Genomic DNA, 15,145 nt, shown 5'->3' on the forward strand with positions numbered 1-15,145 from the left:
GATCATTGTGTTCGGCTGCAATGTCCGTATTGCCCTTTGCCTCCTACGAAAACGGGATCACGCCAGTGCAGTTCCCAAGTATCGGCTTGGCCATCCCCGCTCTACCACAAAGCCGAAAAGTAGATGGCGACCCCCTGGGAGCGTGACCTCGTAGGTCGCCACTTCAGCCCGAACCTGCACATGCTCATCGGCCACCAGCCAAAGAGCTACCATACCATCAGGGCCATGGATGCAAAATTCGCCAGCCAATGGGTAGAGCCAATGCAAGTCACGCCGGAGACACTCCACACTGAAACGGAGTGTTTGCCGGGGACTCACCTCGATGAGGTAGACGTAGGCATGGCGTGCATCATAGGCCTGCTCGGTGATCCACCAGTTTTCCCCCCGCCAGCAACGCTTCCTGGCGTAAGGCACGCGGTAGCTGCAATCGGCAGGCAGTCGCTGCGACATACGTGCACGGGGATTATGGGCAGTAACCTGGAGGCTAAGCGATGGAGCCATGGAATAATAAGTAAGGCCAGGTGGTAAAAGTCAATAAATGGGGAGGGCGCATTCGGCGGCCCTCCCATGTAATTAATACGTGATCGTAAACCGCAGCCTGCCCTTCATCGCGGCGGCGGTCAATTTGGTGGCACCTTCCAGTGTTTCCAGCTCCTCATCGGAGAGCACCAGCTTGGAGCTGCGCACCTCCGGGATCACATCGGGTTTGTTGAGCTCGATGGGCAACCGGCACCGGATGAAGTAGGCGATGCTCTCGCCCCAATGCTGGGTAAGCGCATTGTCAAGCGCAACGAGGTAATCCTGCTGGTCCTGCGTGAGGCTGAAGCGCTCCATGAGCCAGCCTTTCATGTTGGACTCCGCGTCACCGGCTTCCTCCTCGATGACGTCGTCGGGTGCGGCATGGAGGTCCAACTGCCATGCCTTCACGCCCGCTGTGGTAAAAGGATATTGATCCATTTTTTTAAGAATTTAACGGGTTAAACAATCCATGCCACCGGCACCATGCCGATGGCTACGGGGCTAAGGTAAACGGACACCCGTTGATTCCGGCCCCGCCCGGGGCACGAATTGGCATGAGCCAACGGTTTGTCTGGCATGAGCCATCACATGCGCTGCATGAGCCAACAAAATCCCATGCTAAACCGTTTGGAAATACCCAGCTACCGTTTGGAAAAGGCTTATAATAATACGGTTCTGGTGCTTCGGCATACGCCGGTGGGTTATTTCCGTACGGAAATGGCGCATTTCCGTATGGTTTTGGCTTGGAATCGTATGGTAAAGGTGTCCGGTGGATGCCCGGGGGGTGTTTCCGTACGGTTTTAGGCTATAACCATATGGTTACAGGTTGTAACCGTATGGTGGAGGCGTCGTGGTATTTGGCTATATGCCTCCGGCATATGGTTTTGGGCCGTTTCCGGATGCCGATATCCCGGAACCGTTTTATTCCGGAGTCCCGGCATACGGCAATGCCTTCCCGGCGTATGGTTGTGGTATATTTCCATACACCTACGGCTTGGAATGGGACGGTTATGGCACCCCGGCATACGGTTTTACGCTCGCGGCGTTTGGTTATTCTACATTTCCGTATGCCTTTGGCGCGAAACCGTTTTATGCTGCCTTACCACCGTACGGTTTGGCATATTTTCCGTACGGTTTGACGCCATATACAAACGGTTCCGGCCCATTTCCAAACGCCGCAGCCCTTAAGACAAACGGTTATACTGTATTTATATCGTCAAGAGACCCTTCTTTGCACTCCCTTGCACAAAAGACTTGCCTATGCTTGCATATCCTTGCCCATCGTTGCCCAAAAAATCGTTGTACCNATACTGTATTTATATCGTCAAGAGACCCTTCTTTGCACTCCCTTGCACAAAAGACTTGCCTATGCTTGCATATCCTTGCCCATCGTTGCCCAAAAAATCGTTGTACCCCAATAAGTTGGCGGAACTTTGCACTTGCAAACGAAATAAAAACAATGGACAACAACGAAAATCCCATCCGGGCAGGACCATTTTGAAACAGGTTCGCAGATTCGCAGATTAACGAATAAGCAAACGGAGCAAAGCGACGTCCCGACATCCTCCCGCCCCGGGCGGGAGGATGTCCACCGTGAGGTACATCTTGATGTAAAGCAAAAGTGGAGCGCCATGGTGGAAAAAGACATCAGCCTAAACGTGTAGAATTCCAAAAGTAATGTATTTCTAGGCCTATCAGTAAAGTTGGAGCGTGCAGACAACCTGTATAGCATTGGCTTCCAACACCGGATACACGTGGGCTTTGAGCCGCTGTAGGTAAAAATATTTTTACTATATTCGGCAGGTTGTCAAAACAGGATCCCATTAAAATTTTTAAACAGTAAGAACACTATGGAAAGAAGATTTCGCTTGGGCATGGTAGGTAGGGGAATGGGCGTGTAGCTAATTTAATTTCGCACTTACATGAGCAACATCATTCCCCCCGCTTTGGTCAGTAAATTGGGAGGCCTTGCTGGGTTCGATGCCGAGGCTTTCGAGGCTGCACATACGCTGGAAGGCAGCATTACCTCTATTCGGATAAATCCCGCAAAACCCCATGGCCCAGATACAGCCACCTTGGAGGGGGTGCCTTGGTGCGATACGGGCTTCTACCTCGCAGCACGCCCGGTATTTACGTTGGATCCGTTGTTTCATGCGGGATGCTATTATGTACAGGAAGCTTCGTCCATGTTTGTAGCCCATGCCATCAAAGCCCTTGAATTGGACCAACAACCCTTGGTGGCTTTGGATCTCTGCGCCGCGCCTGGCGGGAAGAGTACGTTGCTCAACACGTATCTTCATCCGGAGAGCTTGCTCATCTCCAACGAACTCATTAAAACACGGGTGAACATATTGGCCGACAGTCTTGTGCGCTGGGGGCATACGAATACGGTGGTAACGAATAACGACCCTTCCGCTTTTCGTCACCTGCCGGGGTATCTGGACCTCATGCTGGTGGATGCACCATGCTCAGGGTCGGGGCTGTTCCGAAAGGACCATAATGCCATATCCGAATGGTCTGAGGCCGTGGTGCGGCTTTGCAGTGAGCGGCAGCAGCGTATCCTGGCCGATAGCCTACCCGCACTCAAAACAGGGGGTGTCCTATTGTACTCCACGTGCTCGTATTCAACTGAAGAGAACGAGCAAATAGCCGATTGGCTATGTGATACACAGGGTATGGAGCCGCTCCATATCGCCATTGATGAGGCATGGGGCATCGAACAAACGATGTCTGATAAACACGCATGCCCCGGATACCGCTTCTATCCACATAAACTACGGGGTGAGGGATTCTTTCTTGCCGCTTTCCGCAAGGTAAATGAACAACCTTCGTTTGAACATCGTAAGCTAAAACCTGAAAAGGCAAATGCTCCCAAGGAACTGGAAAATTGGATTGTACAGGGTGATAATTTGTCTTCGAGTTTCGTTACATTCACCATGGGGGATGATATCTTTATCTTTTCCCAAGATAGGGAAAGCGACTTGCGAATCCTGCAACGTATGTTGTACTTGAAACATGCAGGAACATGTGTAGGAAGGCTGGCCAAGGGTGATCTCATTCCTAACCACGACCTAGCGTTGAGCCATGCGCTTCGTCCCGGTCTTCCAATGCTTGATTTAGAAAAGGAGCATGCACTCGAATACCTTCGCAAAGGCAATCTCCCACTCACAACCAACCCACAGGGACTCGCCGGCTGGGCACTTGCCGCTTACAAGGGAGTGCCATTGGGCTGGGTGAAGCTATTGCCCAACCGCATCAACAACTACTATCCTAAAGAATGGCGGATTGCCACCTTGTAAGGTTAAGGCTTAGCGCACCTGCGTCTTTGCGTGAAAACTACAGCAGGTCATTCGCCAAATTCGCCAGTTCGCTCCGTTCACCTTTTTGCAAGGTAATGTGGGCGTATAACGGGTGGTTTTTTACATTTTCAATAAGGTAAGAAAGGCCATTGCTTTCGGCATCGAGGTAGGGGGTGTCTATTTGGTAAATATCACCGGTGAAGACAATTTTGGTGTGCTCGCCCGCACGGGAGATGATGGTCTTGATTTCATGAGGGGTGAGGTTTTGTGCCTCATCCACGATAAAGAAAATCTTGGTAAGGGTGCGCCCCCTGATGAAGGCCAATGGTGCGATTTCGATTTTTTCGTTGGCGATCAGCTCATCGATTTTTTTGAGCATCTTTTCATCGTCGGCATATTGCTCTTTGATGAAGCGAATATTGTCCCAAATGGGTGCAAGGAAGGGATCTGTCTTGGATTTGGCATCTCCGGGCAAGAATCCGATTTCTTTGTTGCTCAATGGGATGATAGGCCGGGTGATGTAAATCTGCCGGTAGTTTTTTCGCTGTTCGAGGGCACTGGCCAAGGCCAATAGTGTTTTTCCTGTGCCCGCATTGCCTTGGATGCTTACCAAGCGGATAGCCGGGTTGGTAAGGGCATGCAAAGCAAAGGCCTGCTCAGGGTTGCGCGGTTTAATGTGGAAAACAGGTTCGGAGGGTACCGGAACCAACGTATGTGTAGCTTTATGGTAAAAGGCATTGACCTTTTTACGTTGATGTTTAAGGATGTAGAATTGGTTGGCGCCCGTGTGGTTGAGCGTTAGATTTTCGACGGTGACCGCTGTTTTGTCCTTTAAAGCGTCAACCAACGGTGCAGGTGTGTCATTGCGAACGGTTTTTCCAGTATAGAGTTCCTCTACATTCTTGATTTTACCGGTTTCATAGTCTTCGGCGAGGAGGTTCAGCGCTTTTGCCTTCAGACGCAGGCAGATATCTTTCGAAACCAGTACCACCTTTTTATCTGGATTTTCCTCCATCAAGGTAAGCGCCGCATTAATGATTTGGTGGTCATATTTGGCGTTGCCGAAAATTTCCTCCGCATCATTCAGCCTGGGCTTATTAGACAGGATTACTTTGAATTTCCCTTTCATCTGGCCTTTGAGGTTCACCCATTGGTTGATGAGTTTCTGTTTAGACATTTGGTCAATCAGCCGGATGAAACTACGTGCCTCGAAATTACGGGTTTCATTGCCCCCTTTTAAATTATCGAGCTCTTCAAGCACTTGTATGGGAATGGCCACATCATGTTCTTGGAAATTGTTGAGCGCATTATGGTCGTACAGAATGACCGAAGTATCTAAAACGAAAATTTTGCGGGGAGCCGCCATAATTCATGTGATTTTTTTTATCAAATTGAAGGTATAAAATTACTGTTTTTTATCATCAAGTTGTCCGCTTCAAGGCTTATTGGTTAATCTTTTTCTTGCGTAATTAAAGGTGGGGAGTAAAAAAGGCAGGTTTTTATTGCCTAAACTAAAATTAGCCGTTAAAACAACCTTAAACCAATCCTAACCGCATCCTTTCCTCGCAAGCCTACTTCTGAGCCGAATGACCGCGCATAAATTACACGGAAGTTTTGCCATTGGAGACCAAAATGGGCTTCCCCATAATGATCGGTTTCCGAAGTGTGCAGGTAATGCAGCCCAATGATTTCCTGTAATTTGAGCTTACGGAGCAGGGGCACTTTACTGGTGAGCACGGTAGCGAGGTTATATTCGCCGTGCGCTTCCGCAAAACTCCCTGCAGTGCTGTGTTGATAGTAATCTAGCAGGAGGAAGGTCCTTAGTTCCTGCTCACTGATGAGTGTCTGCGTGCCGTTGAAATGCCTACGATCTATGTAATATACTTGGCTCCTGTTTAGGAATGTCCCTACTGCTGCGGAAAATGACATATGGCCGTACAGCCCCAATGCGATTTTTGACTTGTCTAATCCAGCAATAAACAAATCATAATCCACATCCGACCCGAAAACATTCGGGATGCCTTTAGTGTAATTCACGGACAGCGTAGGCCATTTCGATGGAAGGTATACCCTACGATGTGGGTACGTTTCATATGTTGTGCCGAAATCATAACTGAGCCCCAAGGAAACGTTGAACGATTGGTTCTCTTCAAATAGCGGTATGTCTTCCTCTGGCATAAAAGGATTATTTGACGTAAGGTGCTGCCTATTCCGCTCCCAAAAGGTATAATCGGTGCTGTTTGGCAACCATTGTCGGTTTTCCCATATCGCTGAGGTGGTCAATTTCACATTTCCTGGCAGGGTATACTGCCATCTTGCTCCACCAAAAGCGCGTTCGTATAGTTTTAAGTAGTTACGACCAAAAAAGGTTGTGCTGATGGTGTTAAACAGCGGCGGAAGGGACCCTCGATTGTTCAAGTCTTGCATATCGCTACCCCCATAGATACTGATCGTGCTTTCGCCCAAGGGAAATGTAGTACCCAAATAGCCATTGAATTGTTTGTTGGCAAAGCCATAACGCGCATTGCCATATAACACAAAATTGCGGTTGAGTACCGTATCTATGCGCTTCGTATAGCGAATCCCGTAGTTCAGCGCCAATCCTTCTACGCTGTTGAACAGTATGGAAGTAGCCAATCCGTCGAATGAAAGGAAAGAGCGCTGGGCCCGGTTTCTATGGGTGTATCCCGTGGTGAGGAATCCCATCGGTTTGAACCGGTTTGATACCTTATCAAGCGAATCTAGGTATTCCTTGGATTCACGCCGCTGCTGGAGACTATCCTTATGGATATAATCCAGTCGCTCTTCTTCCGTGAGCAACAGCAGACGATGCTCGGCCCAATAGGCCGAATCCTTTTCATTGACACCCTCGGTGATACGCAGCACTTCGTTGAAAAGCCCCTTTTCTATATCGGGGTTTGGTGCATAGTCGCTATACACAGCCGCAAAATACCCGCCGATCCGGAATCCGAGCAGTCCACCTACAAAATCAAACCGGATGCTCGAAGGCTGCCATTGCCCATATTCAAGTGGGATGAATTCCTGTTGGATGGCTAATGTATCGATGATATTGACGCCGGACTCTTTGGTGAGTTGCAGGTTTATACCATATATCCGCCAGGTGTCCTCCACGATATAGATATCGCCACGATACAGTGGTTCGACCTTGCGCCGAGGGATCACCTCGATTTTATTGATGATCAGCCCGTTTTCTTCGCTGCTTCCCAAGTAACGGTAACGGTAATAGCTTAATGCATTGTCTGCGATGGGCGAAACAAATGGGCGGGCGCTCAATCCTTCTATGATGGGTTGGTGGTTTTCATAGAAATTAAGCTTCAAATCAGAGGCCCTGTTGAAACTAAACGCCCTATTGTTGCCAGAAAAGGTAGAACTAATCATTTCTTCCCTAAATTCATCGGGCGGCCTTACCGTAATTTGGGATTCGGATTCCGATAAGTACACGATGCCCGTACGATTGGAGTCGAGACCGATTTCCCGACCAATTTGATCGATGTCTACCCCAAGAAATTTCTTTGGCGCACGCAATAATCGTTGTACTCCCTTGATGTAAACCTTTGCCGTATAAGGAGTGGCCTCATTCAGGTATTTCTTGCGATTACGTATGGCTTGCCGAATGATCGCATAAGCAGGGTCCTCTCCTCCGCCGATGACTACTTCATCCAACAGGTAGGATTCCGTGAGAAGCGTGATCTGGATGTGGGTATCACGGTTTAATGTCACCTGTTCAGCGGTTTGCTTATATCCCACGGCCCTTACCAGGATTTCATGTTCGCCTGATGGCAGCTGTAGCTTGAACGCTCCTTCGCTGTTGGCTGCGGTGCCTATGGCGGCGTCTTTCTTGTACACGCTCGCAAATGGAACGGGATCGCCCTTTTCGTCTGTTATCATCCCGGTCAACTGGTAGGATTGTGCATGAGCAAAGGTGGATGCGATAAAAAGGAGAAGAAGGAGGGTAATGGATCTCAGCATGGGATCGTGTTTAGAACATTAATGTTGCTAAATATAAATGACGACCAAATTTAAAAAAGATTACAATCAAGCGCTGTTAAATCGTGTTAAATGTGGGCAAATGCTGCCGCCTTTGGTTCTTTAAGTATCCTATTTTGGCAATTTGGCCCAGAAATTGTGCCATGGCTCATCGTGCGGCCATAAAGTTGCATATGATAACAAGTTTATCTAAGTTTGCCTGCAATGGATATGTTCGATGACATATTGACGAGCTATCTGGAGAGGACCTGTGATGCTGAATCTGCGTTATTGCAGCGCATCAATAGAGAAACCTACTTGAAGGAAACGATGCCTCATATGCTTTCAGGGCATTACCAAGGCAGGGTATTGGCATTACTAAGCAAGCTAGTTTCGCCCAAAAAAATCATGGAAATAGGTACATTCACTGGTTATGCCACGATATGCCTGGCCGAAGGGCTTTCGCCCAATGGCGAAATCCATACGATTGATAGCAATCCTGAATTAGAAGATCGGGTGCTTGGATATTTTGAGCAATCCGGATTCGCTAATGCTATCCACTACCATATCGGTGATGCATCTGCAACCATCCCCGGCTTGCCGGGACCTTTTGACTTGGTCTTTATCGATGCCGACAAGAAAAATAATCATCTTTATTACGAACTTACGCTTGAGAAAACCCGCGCAGGGGGATTGATTTTAATAGATAATGTACTTTGGAAAGGAAAGGTGGTGAACAATGCCACGGATACTCAAACACAGCAAATTGCTTCGTTGAACGAACGGCTTACAAACGATGAACGTGTGGATAAACTGATTCTCCCGATCCGGGATGGATTATTTGTATTACGAAAACGGTAGCGATACCAAATAATCGATATGGAACAGCTATATAAGACTATGGTACGCACATTAAGCTTTACCCTCTTGTTATTGACAGCCTTAGCCATGCCATCGTATGCCCAAAAAACCTCTCCTCAGCAGTATATTGAACAATATAAAGATGCTGCTATACAACACATGAAAGAACATGGGTGTCCGGCAAGCATTATATTGGCCATTGCCATGCATGAAAGTGCAAACGGGAATAGCCGGGTGGCTAAGCACCTCAATAATCATTTTGGCATCAAAGGGCGAAATACGAGTAAGATCATCCGTTCGGCCTATAAAGGCTATGCGTCCGTGGAGGAATCGTACGAAGATTTTGTTAATCTTCTCAAAAGACGGAAAAGCACACAAAAACTGTTTAACCAGTACATGACAGATGAATACCAGGAATGGGTGCGGGGAATTGCCCGCTCGGGTTATGCGCAAAGCCCTACATGGGCTACCAAGGTGGTGGGTATGATTAAGAAATACAACCTGCACGAATTTGACGAACGGCCTGAGGATGCGACGTTTGTGCTAAACGAGGAACCCGACCAAACCGAGCTATATACTGTAAAAAAGGGGGACACGTTGTCTGCCATTGCCCAGAAACATGGTACTACTGTTAAAACGATACAGCGCAACAACGGATTGGCCAACTCAAGATTGCATATTGGTCAACAACTAGTTCTATAAATGAAAGTGAAGAGTTTTTTCTATTGCTTGCTCGCTATTGTATGCTTTGCTTCATGCCTATCCAAGCACGAAGTGCTTCAGAATCCGCGCTCGGGAGGCCGTCCTGCGCCCGTACGCACGCCAAAACCGGAGATAAGCAAAGCGCCCCGCCCTTCTTATACGAGCACTTCCGGATACGAATACATCGCTCATTACAAGGATATTGCCATTGCGGAGATGGACCAATACGGTATTCCTGCAAGTATTAAATTGGCTCAGGCCTTACTGGAATCAGGCAATGGCAATAGCACCTTGGCCCGAGAGGCCAATAATCACTTTGGTATCAAATGCACGCCGGAATGGCCGGGGAGGAAAACCTATAAAGATGACGACAGCCGTAATGACTGCTTCCGTGTGTATGAACGGGTAGAAGATTCTTTCAAAGACCACTCCCAATTTTTACTACGCAATCGTTATGCTTCCCTTTTTGAACTTGATCGAGATGATTACAAAGGGTGGGCAAGAGGGCTTAAGTCTGCAGGCTACGCGACCAATCCTAAGTATGCTGAACTATTGATAAATCTCATCGAGCGCTATGAGCTACATCAATACGACCGCCCGGAGTCCCGTGGCGAGAAGGTAAAACGTGAAGGAATTGTTCGGACGGAAATCGTTGATAACAAGACGGAAAAAACCCGAGAGGCACCAGCAAAAGCCCCAGTGGCCATCGAGATCCATGAAGTGAAACAAGGAGATACGCTTTCAAGTATCAGCAAACAATATGGGATGACCGCTAAGGAACTAATGGACCTCAATGGCCTTAAGACCGAATCCCTTTTTGTTGGGCAATTGATTTTGGTGTCGCTTTAGGTGCTTAAGTGTGCGGAGCCATTATCGCGCCGATTGCTGGAGAGCGATTGTGAAATGATGTTAAATTTTTCGCTAACTCCGAACTTAACCGTAGTTTTACGACGGTGAAAAATACTGCCTGCTTTTTTTTTGCGTTGCTTTTAAGCGCTTTATGGCCCAGGTTTACTGTGGCCCAAACAGCTATACAGGGCATCGTGTTTGATAAACACACGAAACAACGGATTTCCCAAGTATATATCTACAATACAGTCAATGACCAAGGTGGGTACAACAACACGCGGGGCGAATTTGATATCCAAGCCGGTCCGGGCGATGTTTTGATTGCGGCAGTAAAGGGATATCACGCAGATACATTGGTCGTGTCGGATAAGAAAATTGTCTTGTTCCATTTGGAACGGTCTACCATTTGGATCGATGAAGTGTCTGTTGTTGCAAGGCGCAGCCCGGAAGAGCAGTTGCTCGAAAACAAACGAGCATACAGTACAGCATACGCTAAGGGGGATGCCGGTTCCATATTTTCTGTAGGACCTACTGGGGCAGGGCTAAGCATCGATGCCTTGTATAAGTTGATTAGTCGGGAAGGAAAAAATGCCCGTAGACTTCAAGAAATCATTGAACGCGATTATAGGGAATCTGTTATCGACTATCGTTTTACACCAGAGTTGGTCAGCGGGGTAACGGGCCTTACCGGTACAAAACTTGCTGATTTCATGCGTCAATATCGTCCCTCATATTATTTTTTGCTGAGCGCCAATGATTACAACCTAACGTTTTACATCCGTTCATCGTTTGCACAATATCGACAAAACCCAGGCGCTCGAAGGCTGCCTGCACTCCCCAAAACAGCGAATTAAAACGACCCGAAAGATATACACTGGCATTTAGATTGCTTCTCGGGTTCCAAAAAACGCCAGCCATGAATAGGGTATGGATCATGCCTTGGAATTTTGTAAACATGGCGCTAAGCAAGTTTTATGAAAAAACAGCACGATATTTGTTATTTTAGCGGCAGATATGAAACAATACAAACCCATCTATTTTTGTGCCTGTTTACTGTTAGGAGCTACTTTTGTGGCTCGAGCCCAACTATATGATTTGGATCAACTGCGACACAAACCAGACTCCAATAGCTTGAAAGTGGACAAGCCTGAACTTGATATACGCCCCGTTGCGCTTCCCCTATCTGCATTGGGTCTTAACGTCATCTATTGGCGGCATTGGTCATCTTTCGGAATCAATGCCAACCAAGCCTCCTTCAGTGACAACTGGAACGCGGGTGGTGTAAATTCCATTTCGGTGGGGGCCTTGATCGACCATAAATCTGATTATACTCGGAACAACACGAATTTCGTCACTGAACTAAAATTGCGGTATGGGAAAATGAAAAACAGAGATCAGCTAGCCCGAAAGAGCGATGATCGGATTTTTTGGGACAACAAATTATCCGTGAAAGTTTCATCTAGCTGGTCTATTTATACATCGGTTACATTTGAAAGCCAGTTTGATGTAGGTTATAAATATAGGAAAGTGGATGGCGAGGAAATGATTGATACGTTGATTTCTAATTTCATGGCCCCCGGCTACCTTACTGAATCACTCGGTGTGGAATATAAACCGGATAAATCGTTTTCCCTGCGTATTGGCACCGGAGCCGTAAGACAGACATTCTTATTGGACGATCGATTGGTTCCCAGAATTGGGGAAGAACCACGGTTTGGTGTTGAGCCGGGCAAGCGTTTTCGAAACGAATTGGCTTTTCAGCTTACCGCTTTTTTAGATCGCAATTTATCAGAAAATCTCAACCTGTATAGCCGATACAACATGTTTGCCAATTACAACGAATTGAGCGACCCTAATCATGAACTGGAAGCAAAACTTACCGCTAGGGTGACTAGATTGGTAAATGTCACCCTCAATGGCCGTCTGATTTACAATAGTGATGTAGATCCCAAGGTGCAAACCAGCCAAACACTTGCCTTGGGTCTGTTATACAAGATTCCATAATCAAGCGCACCTTTGCATGAACATGTCCATAAAAAGGAATAGGGTTTTATATTATGTGTTGTTTTGCTTACTTATAAGCTGCAATACAAACCGTTATGCAAAGACCAATAAATTATACAAAGCGCAATTAAAAGAATTAACCGAGGAAATCAAGCGACCGCTTCCCTATCCAACAGCACCCCTTATTACCACATATGATTCCTCAGGCACTGCCATTTTATCGGAAGATACACATAGGCAGCGAGATGCCCATTGGGTAGGTGCAGTCCATTTCAACCTACGGAAGCCTAATTATGTAATTATCCACCATACTGCTCAGGATAGTTTGGAGCAGACCCTACACACATTCACCGTGCCCCATACACAGGTAAGTGCCCATTATGTCATCGGGCACAATGGCGAGGTGTACCAAATGCTCAACGATTATCTACGCGGATGGCATGCAGGTGCCGGGAAATGGGGAAGTATGACGGACGTCAATTCGGTATCGTTGGGGATTGAGCTGGATAACAACGGAAACGAACCATTCTCCGAATCTCAAATATATAGTTTGCTGAGCCTATTGGATACCTTGAAAACCAGATACAACATCCCTACGGCCAACTTCCTTGCCCATTCGGATATCGCCCCAACCCGTAAAAACGACCCCAGTGCACTATTCCCGTGGAAAAAATTAGCCGAACGAGGCTTTGGCCTATGGCCGGATGAGGTATTAATGACTCCACCGGAAAATTTCAATCCCGTAGATGCCTTACGTATCATCGGGTATGATACGAGTAACCTAAAAGCGGCAATCATCGCATTTAAACGCCGCTATATCCAAAATGATCTTACTCCTGAATTGACAGTATACGACCAAAGCGTACTGTATAGCCTCTATTTAAAATATTGATCGTAGCTCGCTAAAGCGCTATGAAGTTTTCAATTGCTTATGAGCAGTAGTTCCCTGAAATAGCAACGCAAACAAAACTACTCCAGCACAGCCAACCAAATTCAGCCAAAGGAAAGCCATGGCATCTGACCACCACAAGAACACGATGATCATTTCAGTAAGGATAGCTGCCCATAGTACAGCCCTTCCGCCTGCCCGTTTCACATAAAACGCTACCACGAAAATGCCAAGTATGGTGCCATAAAACAGCGACCCTAGGATATTTACGGCCTCCAATAAGTTGCCAAGTTTACTGGCATATAAGGCAATTAATACACAAAAAGACCCCCAAACGAAGGTAAAAATCCTGGAGGCCGAGAGGTATCGCTGCTCGCTACCCTTTTTGCTTACAAAACGCTTATAGATATCTATCACCGTTGTAGATGCCAATGAATTGATCGCGCTGGCGGTGGCACCCATGGACGCCATAAATACGATGGCCACCAAAAGTCCGATTACGCCCTTTGGAAAATTTTCAGTAACAAATGATAGGAAGATGTAATTATTGTCATTGGTATCAGCCATGCTGTCGTTTTCTTCCATTAAAGCTACCAAATCCTCTCGCACTTCTTTAGCACGCACATCGGCATCGCGCAATCGTTGCCGTACATTGTCTATCGTCGCTTCATCATCACGGTCCAACGCAGCCGTCAACCGGTGTATTTGCTCCTGCTTTTCCCTGAAAATCGATTCATGTTCCGTTTTCAGTTCATCTACTTGGGCAGTATACCCACTGTTTTCGATTTTATTGAGTTCATATTTGTTAAAGAAGATAGGCGGGCTATTGTATTGATAATACGCAAATACCAGGACTCCGATAAGCAGAATGGCAAACTGCATAGGTACTTTGAGCAGCCCATTCATGAGCAAGCCAATGCGACTATGGCGAATAGACGAGCCGGTGAGATATCGTCCCACTTGGCTTTGATCTGTGCCAAAATAAGAAAGCTGCAGGAAAAAACCGCCGATCAGTCCGCTCCAAAGGGTATACGGGTTATTCCAGTCAAAAGAGAGGTCTATAGCGTTAGCCTTGCCAGATTTGCCCGCGATATGCAGGGCCTTGACCAGGCCAATATCTTTGGGCAGCATGTATACCACCATTATCCCTGCGGTCAACAACCCACCAAAGATGATGCTCATCTGTAACAGTTGGGTATACGATACGGCCTTGGTACCGCCATATACCGTATAAAGCACCACGAGTGCGCCAATGAAAAGCGTCGTATAGGTGACATTAATCTGCAAAATGCTCGATAAGATGATAGCGGGAGCATAGATGGTAATTCCCGTTGATAGGCCCCGCTGGAGAAGAAATAGGAAGGCTGTAAACGCGCGGGTGCGTACATCAAAGCGTTTTTCCAGAAATTCGTATGCCGTGAAAACACGTAGGCGATGAAAGATAGGCACAAATGAGATGCTCAACACGATCATGGCCAAGGGCAGGCCAAAATAAAATTGCACGAAACTCATGCCCGAGGAATAGGCCAAGCCCGGTGCGGAGAGAAAGGTAATAGCACTTGCTTGCGTGGCCATCACGGAAAGTCCAACATGGTACCATGGCAATGACTTGTTGCCTAGCAGATACCCATCGATATTCCGGATGCCTTTACTTTTGTACACCCCATAGGCGACAATCATTAGCAACGTGCAGAATAGCACAATCCAGTCTGTATTACTCATCCGAAATAGCTAGTGAATAAGTAAAACAGCAGGATCAGCACCAACAACCATAGCACCACAATCCAATAAAAGCGCTTCCAATTGCGGGCAAAGGGTGGCAATCCCTTATCGGTCATGCTCGCGGCCTTTCAATAATATATTGGCAAAAAAGGCGGCAAATAGCAAACCGATGATCGCCCCAACAATGGTGGCCATAAATGTTTCCTGGGTAACGCCACCTGTTAAGGCGCCGAACACGGCCCCTAACAAAAAGAAAATGCCTTTCATGTTCTTTACACCATCCATGTGTTCTTCTGCTTGTTTCTCCTTCATA

At 47.1% G+C, this 15,145-nt stretch carries 15 protein-coding genes; 9 read left to right on the forward strand and 6 right to left on the reverse strand.

Annotation, left to right across the window (positions count from 1 at the left end):
- Window positions 1-57 precede the first annotated feature (57 nt).
- Together NF543_RS17225 and NF543_RS17230 are read right to left on the reverse strand one after the other, a co-directional pair.
- On the reverse strand, window positions 58-501 hold the full coding sequence (locus NF543_RS17225; protein WP_257669421.1) for a hypothetical protein: 444 nt from the start codon (window positions 499-501) through the stop codon (window positions 58-60).
- 72 nt (window positions 502-573) lie between these two features.
- Window positions 574-957 carry a hypothetical protein gene (locus tag NF543_RS17230; protein ID WP_257669422.1) on the reverse strand — a complete coding sequence of 128 codons (384 nt, stop codon included), beginning with the start codon at window positions 955-957 and terminating at the stop codon, window positions 574-576.
- A 177-nt stretch (window positions 958-1,134) separates the two neighbouring features.
- Here NF543_RS17230 and NF543_RS17235 point away from each other — a divergent pair, with 177 nt between their 5' ends.
- The 3 genes from NF543_RS17235 to NF543_RS17245 all read left to right on the forward strand — a co-directional run bounded on the left by NF543_RS17235 (window position 1,135) and on the right by NF543_RS17245 (window position 3,818).
- On the forward strand, window positions 1,135-1,323 hold the full coding sequence (locus NF543_RS17235) for a hypothetical protein (RefSeq protein ID WP_257669423.1): 189 nt from the start codon (window positions 1,135-1,137) through the stop codon (window positions 1,321-1,323).
- A gap of 11 nt (window positions 1,324-1,334) precedes the next feature.
- Complete coding sequence (locus tag NF543_RS17240) at window positions 1,335-1,658, forward strand: hypothetical protein (RefSeq protein WP_257669424.1); 324 nt, start codon at window positions 1,335-1,337, stop codon at window positions 1,656-1,658.
- A gap of 783 nt (window positions 1,659-2,441) precedes the next feature.
- Complete coding sequence (locus tag NF543_RS17245; RefSeq protein WP_257669425.1) at window positions 2,442-3,818, forward strand: methyltransferase RsmF C-terminal domain-like protein; 1,377 nt, start codon at window positions 2,442-2,444, stop codon at window positions 3,816-3,818.
- Window positions 3,819-3,855: 37 nt separating this feature from the next.
- On the opposite strand, the gene NF543_RS17250 is transcribed toward NF543_RS17245, so the two are convergent.
- Together NF543_RS17250 and NF543_RS17255 are read right to left on the reverse strand one after the other, a co-directional pair.
- Window positions 3,856-5,184, reverse strand: a complete 1,329-nt coding sequence (locus NF543_RS17250) for a PhoH family protein (protein ID WP_257669426.1) — start codon at window positions 5,182-5,184, stop codon at window positions 3,856-3,858.
- A gap of 158 nt (window positions 5,185-5,342) precedes the next feature.
- Window positions 5,343-7,808 carry a DUF5686 and carboxypeptidase regulatory-like domain-containing protein gene (locus NF543_RS17255; protein ID WP_257669427.1) on the reverse strand — a complete coding sequence of 822 codons (2,466 nt, stop codon included), beginning with the start codon at window positions 7,806-7,808 and terminating at the stop codon, window positions 5,343-5,345.
- 222 nt (window positions 7,809-8,030) lie between these two features.
- On the opposite strand from NF543_RS17255, the gene NF543_RS17260 reads away from it, so the two are divergent.
- From NF543_RS17260 to NF543_RS17290, 6 genes are all read left to right on the forward strand, one after another.
- Entirely contained in the window at window positions 8,031-8,666 is a 636-nt protein-coding gene (locus NF543_RS17260; RefSeq protein WP_257669428.1) for an O-methyltransferase, read from the forward strand.
- Between the two features lie 18 nt (window positions 8,667-8,684).
- Window positions 8,685-9,368, forward strand: coding sequence for a glucosaminidase domain and LysM peptidoglycan-binding domain-containing protein (locus tag NF543_RS17265; protein WP_257669429.1), 684 nt, complete (start codon window positions 8,685-8,687; stop codon window positions 9,366-9,368).
- A complete protein-coding gene (locus NF543_RS17270; protein ID WP_308379093.1) occupies window positions 9,369-10,217 on the forward strand; it encodes a glucosaminidase domain-containing protein in 849 nt (282 codons plus the stop codon).
- Between the two features lie 104 nt (window positions 10,218-10,321).
- Complete coding sequence (locus NF543_RS17280) at window positions 10,322-11,071, forward strand: peptidase associated/transthyretin-like domain-containing protein (RefSeq protein WP_257669430.1); 750 nt, start codon at window positions 10,322-10,324, stop codon at window positions 11,069-11,071.
- Between the two features lie 160 nt (window positions 11,072-11,231).
- Window positions 11,232-12,221, forward strand: coding sequence for a DUF3078 domain-containing protein (locus tag NF543_RS17285; protein WP_257669431.1), 990 nt, complete (start codon window positions 11,232-11,234; stop codon window positions 12,219-12,221).
- Window positions 12,222-12,237: 16 nt separating this feature from the next.
- The gene (locus NF543_RS17290; protein ID WP_373275016.1) at window positions 12,238-13,113 is read left to right on the forward strand and encodes an N-acetylmuramoyl-L-alanine amidase; all 876 of its coding nucleotides are present in this window, start codon (window positions 12,238-12,240) and stop codon (window positions 13,111-13,113) included.
- 18 nt (window positions 13,114-13,131) lie between these two features.
- On the opposite strand, the gene NF543_RS17295 is transcribed toward NF543_RS17290, so the two are convergent.
- Both NF543_RS17295 and NF543_RS17300 read right to left on the reverse strand, forming a co-directional pair.
- The gene (locus NF543_RS17295) at window positions 13,132-14,832 is read right to left on the reverse strand and encodes a sodium:solute symporter family protein (protein ID WP_257669433.1); all 1,701 of its coding nucleotides are present in this window, start codon (window positions 14,830-14,832) and stop codon (window positions 13,132-13,134) included.
- Between the two features lie 105 nt (window positions 14,833-14,937).
- The gene (locus NF543_RS17300) at window positions 14,938-15,144 is read right to left on the reverse strand and encodes a hypothetical protein (RefSeq protein ID WP_257669434.1); all 207 of its coding nucleotides are present in this window, start codon (window positions 15,142-15,144) and stop codon (window positions 14,938-14,940) included.
- Window position 15,145: the final 1 nt, after the last annotated feature.

Source organism: Parapedobacter tibetensis (assembly GCF_024704835.1).
Classification (GTDB): domain Bacteria; phylum Bacteroidota; class Bacteroidia; order Sphingobacteriales; family Sphingobacteriaceae; genus Parapedobacter; species Parapedobacter tibetensis.

What these genes read in the sequence shown, in the direction of transcription:
- NF543_RS17225 (WP_257669421.1), bottom strand. Translation starts at nt 501, where the DNA reads ATGGCTCCATCGCTTAGCCTCCAGGTTACTGCCCATAATCCCCGTGCA.
- NF543_RS17230 (WP_257669422.1), bottom strand. Translation starts at nt 957, where the DNA reads ATGGATCAATATCCTTTTACCACAGCGGGCGTGAAGGCATGGCAGTTG.
- NF543_RS17235 (WP_257669423.1), top strand. Translation starts at nt 1,135, where the DNA reads ATGCTAAACCGTTTGGAAATACCCAGCTACCGTTTGGAAAAGGCTTAT.
- NF543_RS17240 (WP_257669424.1), top strand. Translation starts at nt 1,335, where the DNA reads ATGGTTACAGGTTGTAACCGTATGGTGGAGGCGTCGTGGTATTTGGCT.
- NF543_RS17245 (WP_257669425.1), top strand. Translation starts at nt 2,442, where the DNA reads ATGAGCAACATCATTCCCCCCGCTTTGGTCAGTAAATTGGGAGGCCTT.
- NF543_RS17250 (WP_257669426.1), bottom strand. Translation starts at nt 5,184, where the DNA reads ATGGCGGCTCCCCGCAAAATTTTCGTTTTAGATACTTCGGTCATTCTG.
- NF543_RS17255 (WP_257669427.1), bottom strand. Translation starts at nt 7,808, where the DNA reads ATGCTGAGATCCATTACCCTCCTTCTTCTCCTTTTTATCGCATCCACC.
- NF543_RS17260 (WP_257669428.1), top strand. Translation starts at nt 8,031, where the DNA reads ATGGATATGTTCGATGACATATTGACGAGCTATCTGGAGAGGACCTGT.
- NF543_RS17265 (WP_257669429.1), top strand. Translation starts at nt 8,685, where the DNA reads ATGGAACAGCTATATAAGACTATGGTACGCACATTAAGCTTTACCCTC.
- NF543_RS17270 (WP_308379093.1), top strand. Translation starts at nt 9,369, where the DNA reads ATGAAAGTGAAGAGTTTTTTCTATTGCTTGCTCGCTATTGTATGCTTT.
- NF543_RS17285 (WP_257669431.1), top strand. Translation starts at nt 11,232, where the DNA reads ATGAAACAATACAAACCCATCTATTTTTGTGCCTGTTTACTGTTAGGA.
- NF543_RS17290 (WP_373275016.1), top strand. Translation starts at nt 12,238, where the DNA reads ATGAACATGTCCATAAAAAGGAATAGGGTTTTATATTATGTGTTGTTT.
- NF543_RS17295 (WP_257669433.1), bottom strand. Translation starts at nt 14,832, where the DNA reads ATGAGTAATACAGACTGGATTGTGCTATTCTGCACGTTGCTAATGATT.
- NF543_RS17300 (WP_257669434.1), bottom strand. Translation starts at nt 15,144, where the DNA reads ATGAAGGAGAAACAAGCAGAAGAACACATGGATGGTGTAAAGAACATG.